This window comes from Photobacterium japonica, assembly GCF_050337005.1.
In the GTDB taxonomy this organism is placed as follows: Bacteria; Pseudomonadota; Gammaproteobacteria; order Enterobacterales; family Vibrionaceae; genus Photobacterium; species Photobacterium japonica.
In genome coordinates, this window is the sequence record NZ_JAKJSN010000028.1 from 16844 (window position 1) to 33736 (window position 16893).

Here is a 16893-nt window from a genome sequence, read left to right on the forward strand (position 1 = left end):
GCCAACTTTGCGATTTATTCTGCCTTTTTGATCACAGCAACTTCCAACTCTCGGTTAAAAAGCCATCAAATTTGTTCGCAATGGTGCTTTTCATCTCATCCGCCAGCAGTAACGAGAAGCTTTCCAACTCATGCCCACGGGTGGCAATGGCCAAACTACGGCTCAGTCCCGGCTCTGGCAATGGCATCACCCGAATATTATCCAACAAGGCCATGTTGTGTGCCAAAAAGACAGGGGTGGCGAGTGTCCAGCCCAGTCCTGCATCAATCAACTCTAAAACGGTATCGGCACGTGACGACTCAAACCGCGTAGTGGGATTGAGCTTGCGCCATTTAAACCAATCCAGCGTTTGTGACCCCGTCGGCGAGGAGCTGGTATAAGAAATATAGTTTTGATTATTGCACAGCGATTTTATCGACTGCTCAGGCCATGACTTTGGGGTAATAGCTAAATATTTTTCCGTCAAAATCGGCGTAATGGTGATATTTCTTAACGGCTCAAGGTGGTTCATGGTCAAGATAATATCGAGATCACCGAGCTTTAGTTTTTCTAATAACGATGGCGCTAAGCCCGTTGATAGGCTGACATGATTGACTTTAGGTTCCAGAAACTGGAATAAATCCAGCCCTATCACCCCCACTAGCGAATCGATCATCCCAATACGCAATCGCATGATTTGATGGTTATCCAACGCATGGATCCGCTCTTCGGCTCGCTTACTTTCAGTAATGAACTTCGATCCAAACTCATACAGCTCATGCCCGGCTAACGTTGGGCGAATGGGCCGCTTGCTTCTATCAAGCAACTGCGTATTCAGGTTGTTTTCAATGCTAGAAATAAGCTGTGACACCGCCGATTGTGTTTGGGATAACTGCTCGGCTGCCGCACTGAATGATCCCGTATCAATCACGGCAATCAATGCTTTCAGGTGGCGTAAATCAAAGTTAAATTTTTTCATAACACTTCATGGCCCAACACTATTAGAAAAACTACTAGTGAATATTACGATAATTCCTACTGATCGGTAGGCGATCAAGCTCGCATTTTCGTTTCGATAATTTCACTACATTGTGTGCCAACAACGTTAATTATCAGATTATCAGGAACAAACACTATGCGTATCGAAACTGACTTTTTAGGCGAAATGGCGATAGATGATGCGGTGTACTACGGCATTCAAACGGAACGTGCCAGACTGAATTTTGCGGTTTCAGGCCGACTGGCTTCTGATGTGCCTTACTACATCGCTTCCATTGCCGTCATCAAGCAAGCCGCCGCCAAAGCCAACCACGCAATTGGTGCACTGGATAAAAACCAAGCCGATGCCATTGTACAAGCGTGTGAAGAAGTGATTGCAGGCCAATTTGCCGACCAATTCCCGATTGATGTGTTCCAAGGGGGTGGCGGTACGTCATCCAATATGAACATGAACGAAGTACTGGCTAACCGTGCCAACGAGATTCTGACGGGCAACAAAGGCTATGACGCCGTGCACCCAAATACGCACGTCAACATGGGCCAATCCACCAATGACGTGATCCCAGCGGCGATGAAAGTGACCAGCTACCAAGCGGTCAACGGTCTGATCGACGAAGTGGCTAAGCTGGAAACCCTGCTTGCACAGAAAACCGAAGACTTTGCTGACATCGTGAAGTTGGCGCGTACCTGTCTGCAAGATGCCGTGCCAATGACCTTCGGCCAGCAGTTCAGTGGTTACTACCACCAAGTGAAACGTCTGCACCAAGCGCTGATCACGGCCAACCGTGGTAACCTCGAACTGCCATTGGGTGCAACCGCTGTAGGTACGGGTTTGTCGACCCATGAAGGTTATTTGGAGCGTGTGTATGTCGAATTGCAAGCGCTAACCGACACCCCTTATGTGGCTGAAGATAACTTCTTTGATGGTCTGCAAAACGGCGACGGTTACTTAGAAGTGGCCGCACAAGTGAAAAAGCTGGCGGTTTTCATGTCGAAAATGGCCACCGATTTCCGCATTCAAAGCTCTGGCCCGCGCGCCGGTTTCAATGAGTTGACACTCCCAGCCGTACAGCCTGGGTCATCTATCATGCCAGGTAAAATTAACCCTGTGATGCCTGAGCTCGTAAACCAAATCGCCTATCAAATCATTGGTAACGACACCGCCATTACGATGGCCGTCGAAGGCGGCGAGCTGGATTTAAACGTGTGGGAACCGGTGATCATCAAGTCCCTGTTTGAATCTATCCAACTGTTGACCAATACCCTGCCGTTGTTCATGGACAAATGTATTGCCGATCTTGAACCGAATGTGGCGGTTTGCCGTGACTACGCCGAAAAGAGTACCGCGCTCGCCACCGTTATCGCGACGCTATTTGGCTACAAAGTAGGTTGTCAGGTGGCCAGTGCGGCATTTGATCAGAACAAACGCGTTCGTGATGTCGTACTTGAGCAAGGCATTCTTACCCCAGAGCAAGCGGATTACCTGCTTGACCCAATGGTGATGACGGATCCCGCCAAAAGTGCTGCCGCTATCCGTCGCTATCAGGAAGAGCAACAATGAGCACCTCCTCTGATACAAACCTAGATTCAAATGTGAATCAGGCGCTGCAGCCCTTTTTAGAACAACTGGCGCAATGGTGTTGTGATTTACAACTCAACGCCATTCCGGCGGAAGCGTTAGACGTGGCACAAACGGCGATGATTGATTACTTTGCCGTGACGATCCCCGGCAGTGAAATGCCGGTATCCAAAAACATTCAGGCCTTTGTGGCGAACCGTGTCACGCACGGACCGTGTCGTATTCTCGGTACCGAGCAAACCGCCAGCATGGCCTACGCCGCGTACGCCAATGGTGTGGCTTCACATGCGTTAGATTTCGATGACGTCAGCTGGGCAACCATTGGTCACCCCACCGTGACGATTGCACCGGCGGTACTGGCAGCAGCCGAACAAGAAAACGTGATGGGTGATGAGGCGCTTTTGGCCTATGTCACCGCCATTGAAGGGCAACACAAAATTGCCCGCTTACTGATGCCGACCCTGTCTGAGCAGGGCTGGCACACGACGCCGGTGATTGGCATTTTTGGCGCGGTAATTGCCGCGGCCAAAATCCTCAAGGTCGATGCCCACACACTCAGCCATGCGCTGGCCATTGCGGCGTCGATGGCCTCTGGCGTGCGCGGTAACTTTGGCAGCCAAACCAAAGCGCTGCACGCAGGCATGGCAGCATTCAACGGTATCAATGCATTAGAACTGGCGCAACTGGGGGTCACTGGCCGTCTTGATGTCTTAGAAAATGCCGATGGCTTTGCCGCGTGTTTTACCGGACTCACCCTCACCTCGCCGTCTGTGGCGGCGATGACGGAATGGGATATTTTGACGCCGGGGATCGTGTTTAAACAATACCCGTGTTGCAGCGGCTCCCACCCAGCCATTGATTGCCTGTCTGACGCGATTGAAAATCATGGCATCTCAGCCGACAACATTGAACACATAGCCGTGGGTGTTAGTTTACTGGGCCCGCGTGAACTGGTGTGTAACGCACCGACCAATGCCATTGAAGCGAAGTTTTCGATGCAGTATGCGCTGGCCGCACGCCTACACTACGGCCAAGTGGGGCTGACACAGTTTACCGACACCGCGGTGCAAGATGACACCATTCAGGATTGGATACGCCGTATTGATATGACGATCGATCCGGAACTGGCCAAGCTCGGTTTTATCGGCACCGCCCCAGCCAAGCTGACCATCACCACCAAAGATGGGCAAACCCATTGTTTTGAAAATAATTTAGCCAAAGGTAATCCGGAAAAACCGTTGTCTGAACAGGATATTGCCAGCAAATTTTCCCACTGTGTCACTCCGATGCTCGGTGAAGCACACACGGAACGTTTGTATCGCCACCTGTGTCAGCTCAGCACCACGCCCATTTCAACAATAATAAAATAATGGTCTGACTATGTACCCGACACATTCCTCAACATCGCAAAAAGTGCAACTCATTACCACCGGCGGCACCATCGATTCGTACTACGATATCGATGCCTGCACGGTGTTCCCTTTAGCCGAAAGTCCGATTCCGGCGTACTTAAAAAAGTACATCCGCATGGACGACAACAAACTGCAGCACACCCCGATCTGCTGCAAAGACAGCCGTGAAATCGACGAGCAGGATCTGAACAGTATCTACCAGTCCATTTTGACCAATGACAGCCGGTCACATGTGATCACTCACGGTACGTTTACTGTGTTTGACAGTGCCCGCAAGCTTAAAGCCATGCTGGGCGACAGCAACCGCCATACGGTCGTTTTTACCGGCGCCATGTGGCCGCTTGAAGGCTTTAGTTTAAACGATGCCGCCTTCAATTTAGGCGCGGCAATCATGGCCGCCAAGTGTTCTGCCCCTGGCGTGTATGTGGTGTTCTTCGGCGAGATCTTTGACGTTGAAGCGATGGAGTCGTTACACGCGTAATGGCCTTGCTGTGAGATATTAATACTGGGGATGTTGAGGAACCGTGTTGATTGACGTAACCATCTGATTAGAAATGGTATATATATCCCCTGTGAGAAATACTCACAGGGGAATTTTTAGGGTCCGCCATATACCCCGATACCAACAGATTACTGAACGGTAGATCGCGACAAATAGATATGCAGCAGCCCCAACAAACCATGCCCCACGATATACGCTTCTATCAGCCCCGTTAACGTTTTGTGCACGTCTTTCGCATCATGACTCCACCCACTATCACTGAGCCATAACATCAACCACATCGAACCGGATATCGCCACCAGCAAACCGGCGCCGAGTCCCAACCCTTGTACACATGCCGCCACCCCCTGCGGATTGGCTTCTGGCAAACGCCGTTGCTTGAGTTGCTGAAAATCGGCCTTGATCTGATCACACTGCCACCAAAGATACGGATAGAAATACCGCAAACCATGCGCACGTAATTCCACCCACGTAAACAGCACAATCGAGAGTAAAAACAGGCACCCAAATACGATGTGACCCCATGTAGAGACTTGCGCAAGCACGGTCTCTCTGATCTGCCCTTGCTTATCAATATGCATCCCATTACTGAGTAGCAACTGCGTTAATGCAATCACCATGACGGTATAATGCAAATAACGAATGTGCCGAACAAACTTCACATGGAAATAGTGTCTGAATAGTTGAAACATTGGCGGCCTTATCGGGATAAAAAGACATGCCGATAAGTATATACCCCGGGCATAAACGCGTGAGAAGGGCAACGCGCCTCTCCCGCCAGAAACAAAAAAGCCCCCGCAAGATGTCTCACGAGGGCTTTTAACGGCAGATGGTTAGATTGCAACCTAGCAACCTAGCAACCTAGCAACCTAGCAACTCATAACAGCAGTCTTCACAAATACTGTCACTATCCAGGAAGCCGGCAGGATAACGATATTTACAAATTATGCAGCGTGGAAACTGACCATAATCGGCCAGTAACCGTAAAAGGGTTTGAATCGCTATCTCAACGTCATCCGAGCAATACGTCGTATGTACACACCAGCACTGCTCTGGGTATTCGTTTTCTCGCTGTATCAATTCACAAGTCTTTAAAACGATCGGTTTAAAGTTTGCGTCCCGACATGGCGTCTCATTTTTCGGGTTCTCATTCGTCCCAAAAAAATCAATCGGCATTAATGAACTCATACTCATAAAACATTGCGGACTTTGTAAATGATAGAGGCACAAATACTCATCACGCGGTATGTTCCGCTCGATCATTAATCCTTCAACATACACCCACACGCCTTGCACTAAATGCTCATCTAAACATACTGCACCTTGTATCAAGGCGTCGTAAGCCGTGCAAAGCTGTTCGTCTGTTAATGCCAACTCATGGCTCCCTGTTTTGTTTCAATAAAACATGCTTCAACAATGCATGTCTATTTGTTACCGCCTATTGTCCATATCTGCAGTAAAAAAACACGCATAAATTCTCAATTTATGGCTCATAAAACAATCAGTTAGATAGCACGTAACACATGAAGATAAAACACACCGCGTCGTTGCATGAATATCATACAAATACTGATTATGAGGATATTTATTTGACTATTTAAACATTAACGACAACAAAAAAGAAGACACAGAAGCCATGATGGGCTTGAATTAGACTTGCATCTACTGCTTTTCGGTATATATTAGGGGCAAACAAAAGTACTGGATAAATAACCATGACTCTCCACAACGACAATCATTCTGCGGACATCAGTGCCGATATTGCGAACAAATTGAATGCGATTGGTTCTGCTCAGCGTGAACGCTTGGCGTTCATTGACTTTGCCCTCTATTTTTTTGGTGAAGTCACGCGGAAGGATTTGATTGATCGTTTTGCTGTCGGTCATGCGGCGACCACTCGCGATCTCGCCCTGTACAAAGAACTGATGCCTGACAACCTCAAGTTGGACATGCGATCGAAAAAGTATTTCAAACAGGCTGACTTTCTCCCGCTTTTTACCCTCGATCTTCAGAAAACCTTAGCGACAATCTCTTTGGGTTACGGGGATGGCTTTGCAGGCCATCAAGCCTTTCCGATCAACTGTGAAACGCCTATCTCGCTGACTATCCCCCGCACGCCGGTCATGGCAGTGTTGTGTGAAGGCATTTACCGCCATCGATTAATCGAGATTGATTATATCTCAGCATCCAGCGGACAAAGTACCCGCGTGATCGCGCCGCACAGCTTGGTCGATTCTGGCAACCGCTGGCACATTCGTTCATTTGACCGCAAGAACAATCAGTTTATGGATGTGGTCTGTAATCGCGTTGTCGCGGCACGCATTATTGAGCAAGCGCCCGATCAACACGAAAGTATCGACGCTGACCGTCAATGGCAGAAATACATTGAATTAGAATTGGTACCGCACCCAAGGTTAATCAATCCAAAAGCGATCGAAATGGACTACGAAATGCGTGAGGGTAAACTTGTGATTGAATCGCGCGCGGCATTAGCCGGCTATTTACTGCGTAAGTGGGAAGTGGATTGCAGTGCGGATGGGTGTCTGTATGTATACGTGGGCTATCAACTGGCACTGAATAACCCGCAAGCCTTGTACCAAGTAACCAGTGCAATGCTCGCCCCCGGGTACAAAGGCTGAGCTATCGCGCTAAACACGCCCTAAGCCGCTGAGCAAGACAACGTCTCAAAGCAACTTCGCAAAAAAACAGAGCCCACCGTATAGTATGTATCTATCACTACCTATCACGGAGGCTCTCTGTTTCGGCTTCTTGGGGGGGGGGTTATTGATAAGTCTTATTGGGAAACCTTCTTTGAGAAGCCTTATTTGGGAATATTAAAACGTTTTTCCCCATTACAGACAAAAGTAAAGTAACGTTGGCGTTCATTAAAGGCTTGGAAGCCTTTGCCATGGCAATAAGCCCCGTTCAATTCATGCATGTAGGCTAACGTGGCTTGATCTTTCACAGTGAAATAGCTGTCATTTTCACAACGCACACGAATTTTGCCATCGTCACCCTGCGAGTACGATTTCACCTTAGACCCACATAAGGTAAAACTGGCTTCCACATAGTCATCAGCCCGCTCATCAACAGACTTGCTACACCCTACCGCCAATAAAGACAAAAAAATCACTATCAGTTGTTTCATCGCTACCGCCTTACACCGATTAACAAAGATTTCTACTTATAATCAGTGTAGTGCGTGTGGTTAAAATTGATGGATTGATTGCCTTTTTTTGTCTTTGTGGTTGTTGGATGGCAGTCTTTTTTTTGTCTTTTTATTTTAGCCGTTCATGCGGCGTTTTTTACCCGGTTTGTCGTCAATACGGCGTCGATGCCAGACCGAGTAATGACGCAATCCCGCAGGACCATGCGCGATAATTACCGACATCAACAATACCGTGATAAATAACGCTGGCTTGTGCGCGGGCAAGAAATAAAAACTTCCGATCAGCGCCAACTTCACATACGTCAGCACGCCTTTTAATTGAATCAACCATAAACGTGACTGGCGAATTTCTAACACCGTCATGATCACACCCGTAACCATGGCCATGATCCACCAGTGGAGCCATAACGATTTATCGACACCATACAAAATGCCCCCAGCACTGCCCGCAATGCCGAGAATGTGTAACGCACGAATGGCGGTTTTGCTCAGGCGCTGAATCCAAAAATGGGTTTCAGACATGCCAAATTCTTCACCTTGCGGGGCGTCTTTCGGTGCTGAGCGGTTTGACTGGGGTGCCTGACGGCAAGAGGAGGTATCTGTCTTGTTTTTCATGATGTGTTTCGGGTATGGCTACAATGCGTGCAAGCATACCCGTTCTCATAGGACAACAACAGGCTATAAGGCTATTTTACACGCTTGGCTTTAATGATGGCACTCAACTGCCCATCCTCAACCATGACACAATCCATGCCTGCGGCTAATGCTGCTTTTTGTCCTAATAAGGTGTCTTCAAACACCAAGCACGCTTCGGGCGCCACACCGATGCGCTTAGCCGCTTCTAAAAACGTATCCGGTTCCGGCTTGTGGTTGTCCACATCATCAGCCGTTACCAACGCATCTAAGTGCGGATAAATGCCGGTTTCACTGAGCAAGGGCTCAGCATTCATCAATCGGCATCCGGTGCCCACTGCGATTTTTTTCGTGGCTTTATTGGCCAATAAAAGCTGATAGGTCACGGGGATGACCTCTCCTTTGAATGCTAACGCTTCAAAATGATGACACTTGGTGTCCGCCAACAGCTGCGGATCAAAGTGCTGTTCCCATTGATGATTAATGGCATGGGCGGTTTTTATGGTGGGTGAACCGCCCAACGCATAAAACCACTGTGCATCAAACGGAATTTCAAATTCTTCACAGGTTTGACGCCACGCTTCAACATGCGCAGGCATCGAATCGATCAAGGTGCCATCCATGTCAAAAATCAGCCCTTGGTAATGTGATAAATCCATTATTAACCTCCTTGCTTATCGTGTTTCTGCCTGCGTTATTGATTTACAAATATAGCTTGTCTGCAGGTATCATGCTTTGCGGTTCAGCTGCAATAAATCCCATTTATTGCCATACAGGTCTTGGAATACCACGACCGTTCCATAATCTTCAACGCGAGGTTCTTCATTAAAAACCACACCGTTTGCTTTCATCAGCCCATAGTCACGCCAGAAATCATTGGTTTGCAAAAACAAAAACACACGACCGCCGGTTTGGTTACCCACCGCTTGCTGCTGTGCTTCATTGCTCGCTTGTGCCAACAATAAATTCGTCCCATTTCCGTTCGGTGGAGAAACTTGCACCCAACGCTTTCCGCCACCTAAATCGGTATCTTCTACCAAGGTAAACTGAAGCTTCTGAGTATAAAAGGCAATCGCGTCATCGTAATTGTCGACCACTAAGGCAATATTGCCGATTTGCTGCTGAACCTGCTGTGACATTGAGACTCTCTGTCAGAAAAAGACGAAGGTCGATCTATACCACTTTCATCCTATGAGAAACAAGCAAATAGCGGTATGGGGTTTACTTCACCTCTAGCTTCACTAAGCCCCATTTTTTTGCGACCCGATCGAAAAAACCTTGCACACGTTTGAGCTCAATCCAGTGGTTCACATAATTGATCCACTCCTGATCGCCTTTTGGCAGCAGCATGGCAATCGGTGTAGGACGACGCATGCCATCTACACGCGCAATGCTCAGTTGTGGATAACGCTGAATTAACGTTGCGGCTTCAATGTTAGAGGTAATGATCGCGGTCGATTTATTATCGAGCAGGTACTGGTAACCTTGGTTGGGGGAATCGAGACTATGCTGACGGGCTTTCGGCAGCATTTCTTTCACGATAGCCTGCTGCACCGTCCCCGAAGTGGAAGTGATGACGACGGAAGGAGAATTGAAATCGCTCCATTTGCGATAGCGACTAAGGTTGTTCTTTTGGATAATCGGTACGAACGCCAAATAGAAGTACGTGTCGCTGTATCCGGCCATGCGTGCACGGTGAAGGTTTAACGAGGCGCTGCCTGTCATGTCATACTTGTCTGTCACGACACCGTTCACCAGTGTTTTCCAGGTCGTCGGGACATATTCCACCGTCACCCCAAGATCTTTGGCTAACTCTGTGGTGATATCAATATCAAACCCGCGGTAAAAATTGGTGGCCGGATCCCGCATCGTCATCGGACTCCAATCGCCCGTTGTGCCCACACGCAGCACACCGCGATCCATAATGTCTGACAAACGGGACGCGGCATAACTGGGAAAGGCATAGAGTAACAGCAATAAAAGCATAGGCAGAACAACAAAAAATACCGCACAATTCCGGCTGCAACGTTCCTTTACAAAGACCCCAGTTACCATCATACAGACCCCTGATACCTTCTACTTATATCGTTGTCTTTAAAAGATAGCAGTAATTTATCTTTCTATTTTTTAACTTTTATAGCCTTGCAAAAACATCGCAATGCAAGCCGTCAAATACGCCTTGCGCTCATCGTCTGACTCCTCCGCGTCTTGCCCGAGATTCGCCCAATACACCGACTTGCCATGGAACATCATCAGCAATTGCAGCGCCGCATGGTGGCAATTTAGGCTTGCCATTAGCTCACCTTTTTCCACCAGATGTGCCAAATACACCGCCATGTTACGCGTGGTGCATTCCGGTCCCGCATGCAAGTACACGGCAGCTAACTCCGGATGGCTATCACTTTGGCTCACCGCCGTTTTATAGGTATTTTTGACTTCATCAGACAGCAACATAGTTTGAAAACGCCAAGCAAAATCAAACAATACTTCGGCCGCAGGACGCGGATCACTCGTTAGGCTGACATCTAACTGATTGGCGATACAACGCGCACGAATACAGGTATCAAACAACTCATCTTTGGTTTTAAAGTGGGCATACACGGTTTGCTTGGACACCTGAGCCTTAGCCGCAATGGCTTCCATGCTGATCCCATACCCCTGTTCCACAAACAATGCCGTTGCCGCTTGTAAGATTTGTTCTCGTTTTTGCGCACTTCTTGGACTTAACACCCGATCACCCTTCTTTCGGCACTTATACAATCCGATAGCAATTTGACTACAACTGAACTAGACAGTCCAGTTCCATTGTATTATTTTTTAAAAATGGACTAGACGGTCTAGTTTATCAAGAAGGCAGGATGTTATGCGAAGGATCTCTACCACCAGCGCGATTATGTTATCCGTATTACTGGTGGGCTGTAACAGTTCGAGTTCGGAACCCGATGGCCACGCGCAACAAAACGCAACGTCCACGTCTGGACAGGCAGCAGGACAGGTTTCAGGCCAACAAACTCTCAGCGTCAATACGTTCACTCTACAGGCCACCGATCACTATACCGTGGCACGCGAATACGTCGGCATGGTGCAAGCCGGTCAACAAGCGAATCTCGGCGTAGAATTAGGGGGCAAAGTGGCCAAGCTCTGGGTCGATGTCGGTGACACGGTCACAACAGGGGATCCTCTCATCACGCTCGATACACAAATGTTACACACCCAAGTCGATGAACTGACCGCACGCCAAGCACAAATTACCGCCCAACTTGAACTCATCGAGGCCAACTTAACCCGTCAGCGTGCATTGAAAACCAAAGGATTCAGTGCTGAATCGGAAATGGATGCGTTACGCAGCCAGCGAAATGCGCTGAAAGCCAGCTTTCGCCAACTCACGGCAAATCTGAACGCCAACCAATTACAGCAGCAGAAATCCACGGTTTACGCCCCCTACGATGGCATCGTCAGTGATCGTTACGTCTCAACCGGTGATGTGATCAACACGGGCTCTCCTACCCTGACATTACTGGCGTCGTCACGTAAAGAAGCCCACATTGGTATTCCCGCCAAGCAATTACCTAAGTTGGCAGCAATCACAGACTGGACACTCCGCATTGGTGCAGTCACCTATCCCGCATCTCTACTTAATCCCGGCGCGAACATTGAACGCGGCTCACGCACCGTGAAACTGCGCTTCGCCTTACCCGGTGATGCCAAGGTCATCAACGGTGAATTAGCCTATCTGCAGTTTCAGGACCGTCATAACACAGCCGGCTATTGGATCCCCCTTTCCGCGATGACCGATGGGCTTCGTGGGGTATGGAATGTGTTTGCGCTGCGTGAAAACCCGACGGACGTCAGCAACAGCAACAGCAACAAGACATTTACGGTCGAACGCCGTTCAATCCAAGTGTTGCATGCCAACAATGACCACGCCTACGTCGAAGGTGCGATCAGCCCCAATGAAAAAATCATCGCCGATGGGCTTCACCGCTTAGTGCCCGGCCAAACGGTATCTCCCGTAAAAAAGCTGCCTCTGCCTCTCAATAACCCATTGGACGAGGCAACATTATGAGCATGCTTCCCATCATCAGTAACACACGGTTACTGATTTTAACGGTCGGGTTGCTAATCGTCGCGGGCCTGTCCGCCATCAGTACCCTACCGCGCGCTGAAGACCCCGTGATCCATAACCGTTTTGCCAGTGTCATCACCCATTTCCCTGGCGCGACTGCCGAACGTGTCGAAGCGCTGATAACGGAAAAAATAGAAACCAGCCTGCGCGAATTAGACGAAGTGCACTTACTCACCTCGGTCTCTCGTCCGGGGATTTCCGTGATCCAAATTGAGCTGAAAGATGCAATCACGGATGCCTCCCCCGTGTGGTCGCAAGCCAGAGATAAGCTGACCGACGTGGAAGTGTTACTGCCACAAGGCGCCTCAAGACCCGAATTGGATGACGATCATGGCTATGCGTTTACCGTGATCACCGCCTTGTCATGGCAAGGGAATACGGAACCAGACTTACTCACATTACGACGCTATGCCATCGAACTGGGTAATCGTCTGCGCAATTTAAGTGGCGTTGAGTTTGTGGATACCTATGGCTTGCCCGATGAAGAGATCCTTGTCTCTCTTGACCCATCAGCGACCAGCGCTGTAGGGCGTTCCGCGCTTTCCCTCTCACAAGCAATCAACAATGCCGATGCGAAAAATGCGGCTGGTGAATTAGTTAACGGTGCTAACCGCTTTACCTTAGAAGTATCTGATGCTTTAGATTCTCTCGATCGCGTACGCCGTGTACCGATCGCGATGGACAACAATGGCTATTTGGTTCGCTTGGAAGACATCGCGACCGTGAAACGTCAAGCGGCCTCGCCCCCGACTGAATTGGCCTTCATTAACGGGAAACCTACCGTGATCGTGGCGGCACGCATGCAGCCGTCATTGCGGGTCGACCAATGGACCGAGCGCGTCAATACCTTACTCGCCCACTACAATGCTCAATTGCCCAGCAACATCAACGCAGCGATCATTTTTGAGCAGCAAAGCTACACGGAGAACCGCCTTGCTGAGCTTAACAACAGTTTGCTTATCGGTTTTTCCATTATTTTAGTGGTGCTGTTACTGACCTTAGGCGGACGTTCAGCCTTGATTGTGGCACTGTCATTGCCTCTGACCGGTCTTGTCACCCTTACCATGATGAAGTTCTCCGGATTGCCGATTAATCAAATGTCCGTTACCGGATTGATCGTGGCATTGGGGATCATGGTAGATAATGCGATTGTGATGGTTGATACCATTGCGCATTACAAGCAACAAGGACAGGCTAAGTTGGATGCGGCCATGAAAGCCATTCAGCATTTATGGGTGCCGTTATTGGGCTCAACCCTGACCACTGTATTGGCGTTCGCACCTATCTTCCTCATGCCGGGCCCTGCAGGGGAATTTGTCGGAGCCATTGCCATTACCGTGTGTTTCTCGCTGATTGGCTCATACCTGATTGCACACACGCTGGTGGCCGGTTTTGCGGCGCGCTGGCTGCCCAATGCGAAACAAAGTGGTCGCTGGTATCAGTCCGGCATTCGGATCCCAATGATCAGTCATCGCTTTGAAGGATCCGTGCGTCTCGCCGTTAAGCACCCGTTGATCACGGCGTTACTGGTCAGCACCTTACCCATCACCGGCTTTTGGGGCGCAGGACAACTCACGGAGCAATTCTTCCCCCCGTCTGATCGTGACATGTTTGAGATCCAGCTCTTTCTTCCCCCGCAAGCCAGTGTGTTTGCCACCACAGCTGCCACCCAGCAAGTGGATGCCATCATGGCGGAATTTGATGATGTGGAAAGCGTCAGTTGGATCGTTGGCGGGAATTTTCCGTCCTTCTATTACAACTTGCTCAGTCGTCAACAAGGCGTGCCTAACTTTGCCCAAGCCATGGTGAAAGTCGCCAACTTTGAGGCTGCAAACCGTCTGATTCCGGTTATCCAACAGCAATTTGACCAACGCCTTCCCCATACGCAAATTCTGGTGCGAAAACTGGAACAAGGCCCACCGTTCAACGCCCCATTAGAAGTCCGGGTTTACGGGCCTAACTTGGATCAGCTGAAAGTACTAGGAGAAGAGATCCGCCTGATCATGGCGCAAACACCCGATGTGACCCATACCCGCGAAACCTTGCAGCCGGGCACACCGAAAGTACATGTGAATGTGAATGAAGAAGCCAGCCATTTAAATGGATTGTCATTACGTGATGTGGCCAACGTGTTACAAGCTTCTTTCACAGGGCGTCTTAGCGGCAGCATCATTGAGGCCAGCGAGTCGATTCCCGTTCGTGTGCGTGTCAGTGATGCCGCCCGTGAAAACATGAGCCACCTCAGTAGCCTCCCCCTACCAGTGACAACGTCACAAGAATTGCTGACCATCCCCATGTTCGCGTTGGCCGATCTCAGCTTAACGCCGAGCCGAGGGGCGATTCCACGCCGCAACGGTCAGCGGGTCAACACCATTGAAGGTTATATTCGCGCGGGCGTCTTACCGCAAACAGCCTTAGAACATTTTCAAACGCGGCTAGACACCTATCGGCAAACCCTGCCCTATGGCTACACCTTGGAATTCGGGGGAGAGTCGGCAGAGCGAAACGAGTCGGTGGGAAACCTGCTAGCAAACTTGACCATGGTAATGACATTGCTGGTCATGGTGGTCGTACTCTCGTTCAACTCTTTCCGTCTCAGTGCCATTATTTTCCAAGTCGGCTTTCTGGCATCGGGACTAGGATTGCTGTCGGTATGGCTATTTAACTACCCATTTGGCTTTACCGTGATCATCGGGATCCTCGGTTTAGTCGGGTTGGCGATTAATGCAGCCATTGTGATTTTGGCTGAACTCAAAGCCAGCCCACAGGCAAGACAAGGGGATATGGATGCCATTATTACCGCGGTCATGAGTTGTACTCGCCATATTACGTCAACCACTATCACGACCGTGGGGGGCTTTATGCCGTTAATCTTGGCGGGTGGCGGGTTCTGGCCGCCATTTGCAATCACCATTGCGGGCGGCACCGTGCTCACGACCCTGGTGTCATTCTATTTTGTACCGGCAGCGTTTCGCTTAGCGGTTAAATACAAAGATCTGGACAGTGTGATGCCCTCTGCCCAACCTAATCCTTACCGCGCACCATAAAAAATGGCGACCGTCCGGGTCGCCATTTTTATTGCCGTGTCAAATGCTACGCGAACCCGTTAATCACAAACATTGCTGTTGCAAATCAGAATACGCCTGCTCAAACGCCAGATTAGGGAAGTATTCGTTATTGATCAGCAAGCTCTTACTTTCCGTCCAGTTCATCACAAATGAGCCGTTACCATAAGGTATGTTGTACACCTCAAAATGGCGATCCATACGTTCAAACATCAAGTTTGCGGCTAACCGTCCGGAACGTACACTCATGTTTTTGTAATACTGGAAATCACCGTGACAGGTTTTCACAATGTATGACCCTTTATCACTGCGAACACTGATGTAAGGCTCCAGCGTATTCTCAAACTGAGAGAGTGTCCAAATACCCGACTCTCCGCGTAAACGGATCAGCGGATCCGCTTTCTCAACAGTGGGAGTATTCACCTGCGCCGTCTTCGTCGAAGTCGCCTTCTGCTGGGCATGATCTTCTGGGTTCATGTGCAAAATCGTCAATACTTCTTGCTCTACCGCAGCGTCTTCCACCGTCACGCTGAGCCATAATGCTTCTAACGGTGCACGAGCGGCACTGACTAACCCAGCCACGACAAGCACTATTAGCAATGCCGCAACGCCCCGATTGAGTAAGCGGTTTTCTCCCAACCCACGAAGTTGCTTCAACACCGTTGGTGAAATTGCCCCCGCCGCAGCATTTTTAGTCCCTTTTGCCGGAGTGGTCGGATTACCTGTCGCCGTATAACGCTGAGAGGATGCTGACTCACGACGCATCATGTTGTCGAGTTGCGTTTGTAACTGTCGATTTTCACGTCGCAGGGCAAGATTATCCCTTTCCAATACCTGCTTATACCGGGCATCGCCACCGGTACTCACCGGTTCATTCAAACCTGCATTAGCAGATTGGTTCGCCGCCGACGCTTTTTGCAACTGCTTGAGTGCGTTGTCCAACTGCTGCGTGAGCGTATCATTGTCAATTTTCAGCAGCTTGTACTGCGCGTCTAGCTGACGGTACTTTGTCTTCAAAGCCTCATGCTTCAAGGCCTCGTGTTTCAAGGCTTCGTCTGATACCGCTTTTTTGATCACCACGGTGGTCATCACCGCTTCGTCCATTCCTTTCCCATTCATGACTTTGTCATAAGACTGAGAAATTAATTGCATCAGTGCTTTAGATCCTTCTTTATCAGGATGGCAACGGCTAGACAGCAGTTTATAACGCCGTTTTACATCCGCCGGTTGCGTGGTTATTTCTGTACCAAGAATGTCGTGAAATGTGGTCATGCCGATTTAAACCATTAACAGCCAAAGCAAAAAGAGAGAAATAGTGACAGATGCAGTACGGCATGGCCTATAACTTGCAGTCTTTCACCTATCGCATCACGCTGTAAGCCCAATGAATACATATAAATAGGGAAAAGGAATACAGCTATAAAATGTA

16 protein-coding genes are annotated in these 16893 nt (G+C 49.3%); 6 read left to right on the plus strand and 10 right to left on the minus strand.

The genetic code is table 11. From position 1 onward, the window contains the following. Positions 1–31 precede the first annotated feature (31 nt). A complete protein-coding gene (locus L4C36_RS12180) occupies positions 32–958 on the minus strand; it encodes a LysR family transcriptional regulator (RefSeq protein ID WP_428478076.1) in 927 nt (308 codons plus the stop codon). A 156-nt stretch (positions 959–1114) separates the two neighbouring features. On the opposite strand from L4C36_RS12180, the gene L4C36_RS12185 reads away from it, so the two are divergent. From L4C36_RS12185 to L4C36_RS12195, 3 genes are read left to right on the plus strand one after another with little or no spacing between them, the layout of a single operon-like run. After that, entirely contained in the window at positions 1115–2539 is a 1425-nt protein-coding gene (locus L4C36_RS12185) for an aspartate ammonia-lyase (protein WP_428478077.1), read from the plus strand. Continuing rightward, positions 2536–3927 (plus strand): MmgE/PrpD family protein, encoded by a 1392-nt coding sequence (locus L4C36_RS12190; RefSeq protein ID WP_428478078.1) that lies wholly within the window; start codon positions 2536–2538, stop codon positions 3925–3927. Before L4C36_RS12185 ends, L4C36_RS12190 begins: the two co-directional genes overlap by 4 nt. A 10-nt stretch (positions 3928–3937) precedes the next feature. Beyond that, positions 3938–4450 carry an asparaginase domain-containing protein gene (locus L4C36_RS12195; protein ID WP_428478079.1) on the plus strand — a complete coding sequence of 171 codons (513 nt, stop codon included), beginning with the start codon at positions 3938–3940 and terminating at the stop codon, positions 4448–4450. Positions 4451–4599: 149 nt separating this feature from the next. Here L4C36_RS12195 and L4C36_RS12200 read toward each other — a convergent pair whose 3' ends face one another. After that, complete coding sequence (locus L4C36_RS12200) at positions 4600–5163, minus strand: cytochrome b/b6 domain-containing protein (RefSeq protein ID WP_428478080.1); 564 nt, start codon at positions 5161–5163, stop codon at positions 4600–4602. Between the two features lie 169 nt (positions 5164–5332). After that, a complete protein-coding gene (locus L4C36_RS12205; RefSeq protein ID WP_428478081.1) occupies positions 5333–5845 on the minus strand; it encodes a hypothetical protein in 513 nt (170 codons plus the stop codon). 341 nt (positions 5846–6186) lie between these two features. Between L4C36_RS12205 and L4C36_RS12210 the strand changes: the two genes are divergently transcribed. Further along, on the plus strand, positions 6187–7110 hold the full coding sequence (locus tag L4C36_RS12210; protein ID WP_428478082.1) for a WYL domain-containing protein: 924 nt from the start codon (positions 6187–6189) through the stop codon (positions 7108–7110). Positions 7111–7292: 182 nt separating this feature from the next. Here the strand turns inward: L4C36_RS12210 and L4C36_RS12215 are convergent, their stop codons facing one another. The 6 genes from L4C36_RS12215 to L4C36_RS12240 form a co-directional block, all read right to left on the minus strand. Next, a complete protein-coding gene (locus L4C36_RS12215) occupies positions 7293–7619 on the minus strand; it encodes a hypothetical protein (protein ID WP_428478083.1) in 327 nt (108 codons plus the stop codon). 135 nt (positions 7620–7754) lie between these two features. Further along, the gene (locus L4C36_RS12220) at positions 7755–8255 is read right to left on the minus strand and encodes a hypothetical protein (protein WP_428478084.1); all 501 of its coding nucleotides are present in this window, start codon (positions 8253–8255) and stop codon (positions 7755–7757) included. A 71-nt stretch (positions 8256–8326) separates the two neighbouring features. Further along, positions 8327–8932 (minus strand): HAD family hydrolase, encoded by a 606-nt coding sequence (locus L4C36_RS12225; protein ID WP_428478085.1) that lies wholly within the window; start codon positions 8930–8932, stop codon positions 8327–8329. A 69-nt stretch (positions 8933–9001) separates the two neighbouring features. Further along, positions 9002–9412, minus strand: a complete 411-nt coding sequence (locus L4C36_RS12230) for a VOC family protein (protein WP_428478086.1) — start codon at positions 9410–9412, stop codon at positions 9002–9004. An 82-nt stretch (positions 9413–9494) separates the two neighbouring features. Next, on the minus strand, positions 9495–10259 hold the full coding sequence (locus L4C36_RS12235; protein WP_428478087.1) for a transporter substrate-binding domain-containing protein: 765 nt from the start codon (positions 10257–10259) through the stop codon (positions 9495–9497). Positions 10260–10400: 141 nt separating this feature from the next. Beyond that, positions 10401–11003: a TetR/AcrR family transcriptional regulator gene (locus tag L4C36_RS12240; RefSeq protein ID WP_428478088.1), complete on the minus strand. Its 603-nt coding sequence runs from the start codon at positions 11001–11003 to the stop codon at positions 10401–10403. A 133-nt stretch (positions 11004–11136) separates the two neighbouring features. Here L4C36_RS12240 and L4C36_RS12245 point away from each other — a divergent pair, with 133 nt between their 5' ends. Both L4C36_RS12245 and L4C36_RS12250 read left to right on the plus strand, forming a co-directional pair. After that, positions 11137–12339: an efflux RND transporter periplasmic adaptor subunit gene (locus L4C36_RS12245; RefSeq protein WP_428478089.1), complete on the plus strand. Its 1203-nt coding sequence runs from the start codon at positions 11137–11139 to the stop codon at positions 12337–12339. A gap of 2 nt (positions 12340–12341) precedes the next feature. Continuing rightward, positions 12342–15446, plus strand: coding sequence for an efflux RND transporter permease subunit (locus L4C36_RS12250; protein ID WP_428478129.1), 3105 nt, complete (start codon positions 12342–12344; stop codon positions 15444–15446). A 63-nt stretch (positions 15447–15509) separates the two neighbouring features. Here the strand turns inward: L4C36_RS12250 and L4C36_RS12255 are convergent, their stop codons facing one another. Continuing rightward, on the minus strand, positions 15510–16736 hold the full coding sequence (locus L4C36_RS12255; RefSeq protein ID WP_428478090.1) for a J domain-containing protein: 1227 nt from the start codon (positions 16734–16736) through the stop codon (positions 15510–15512). Positions 16737–16893 lie beyond the last annotated feature (157 nt).

Bases quoted from the DNA above. Each gene is read 5' to 3' on its own strand.
- L4C36_RS12180 (WP_428478076.1), bottom strand. From the start codon at position 958: ATGAAAAAATTTAACTTTGATTTACGCCACCTGAAAGCATTGATTGCC.
- L4C36_RS12185 (WP_428478077.1), top strand. From the start codon at position 1,115: ATGCGTATCGAAACTGACTTTTTAGGCGAAATGGCGATAGATGATGCG.
- L4C36_RS12190 (WP_428478078.1), top strand. From the start codon at position 2,536: ATGAGCACCTCCTCTGATACAAACCTAGATTCAAATGTGAATCAGGCG.
- L4C36_RS12195 (WP_428478079.1), top strand. From the start codon at position 3,938: ATGTACCCGACACATTCCTCAACATCGCAAAAAGTGCAACTCATTACC.
- L4C36_RS12200 (WP_428478080.1), bottom strand. From the start codon at position 5,163: ATGTTTCAACTATTCAGACACTATTTCCATGTGAAGTTTGTTCGGCAC.
- L4C36_RS12210 (WP_428478082.1), top strand. From the start codon at position 6,187: ATGACTCTCCACAACGACAATCATTCTGCGGACATCAGTGCCGATATT.
- L4C36_RS12215 (WP_428478083.1), bottom strand. From the start codon at position 7,619: ATGAAACAACTGATAGTGATTTTTTTGTCTTTATTGGCGGTAGGGTGT.
- L4C36_RS12220 (WP_428478084.1), bottom strand. From the start codon at position 8,255: ATGAAAAACAAGACAGATACCTCCTCTTGCCGTCAGGCACCCCAGTCA.
- L4C36_RS12225 (WP_428478085.1), bottom strand. From the start codon at position 8,932: ATGGATTTATCACATTACCAAGGGCTGATTTTTGACATGGATGGCACC.
- L4C36_RS12230 (WP_428478086.1), bottom strand. From the start codon at position 9,412: ATGTCACAGCAGGTTCAGCAGCAAATCGGCAATATTGCCTTAGTGGTC.
- L4C36_RS12235 (WP_428478087.1), bottom strand. From the start codon at position 10,259: ATGCTTTTATTGCTGTTACTCTATGCCTTTCCCAGTTATGCCGCGTCC.
- L4C36_RS12245 (WP_428478089.1), top strand. From the start codon at position 11,137: ATGCGAAGGATCTCTACCACCAGCGCGATTATGTTATCCGTATTACTG.
- L4C36_RS12250 (WP_428478129.1), top strand. From the start codon at position 12,342: ATGCTTCCCATCATCAGTAACACACGGTTACTGATTTTAACGGTCGGG.
- L4C36_RS12255 (WP_428478090.1), bottom strand. From the start codon at position 16,736: ATGACCACATTTCACGACATTCTTGGTACAGAAATAACCACGCAACCG.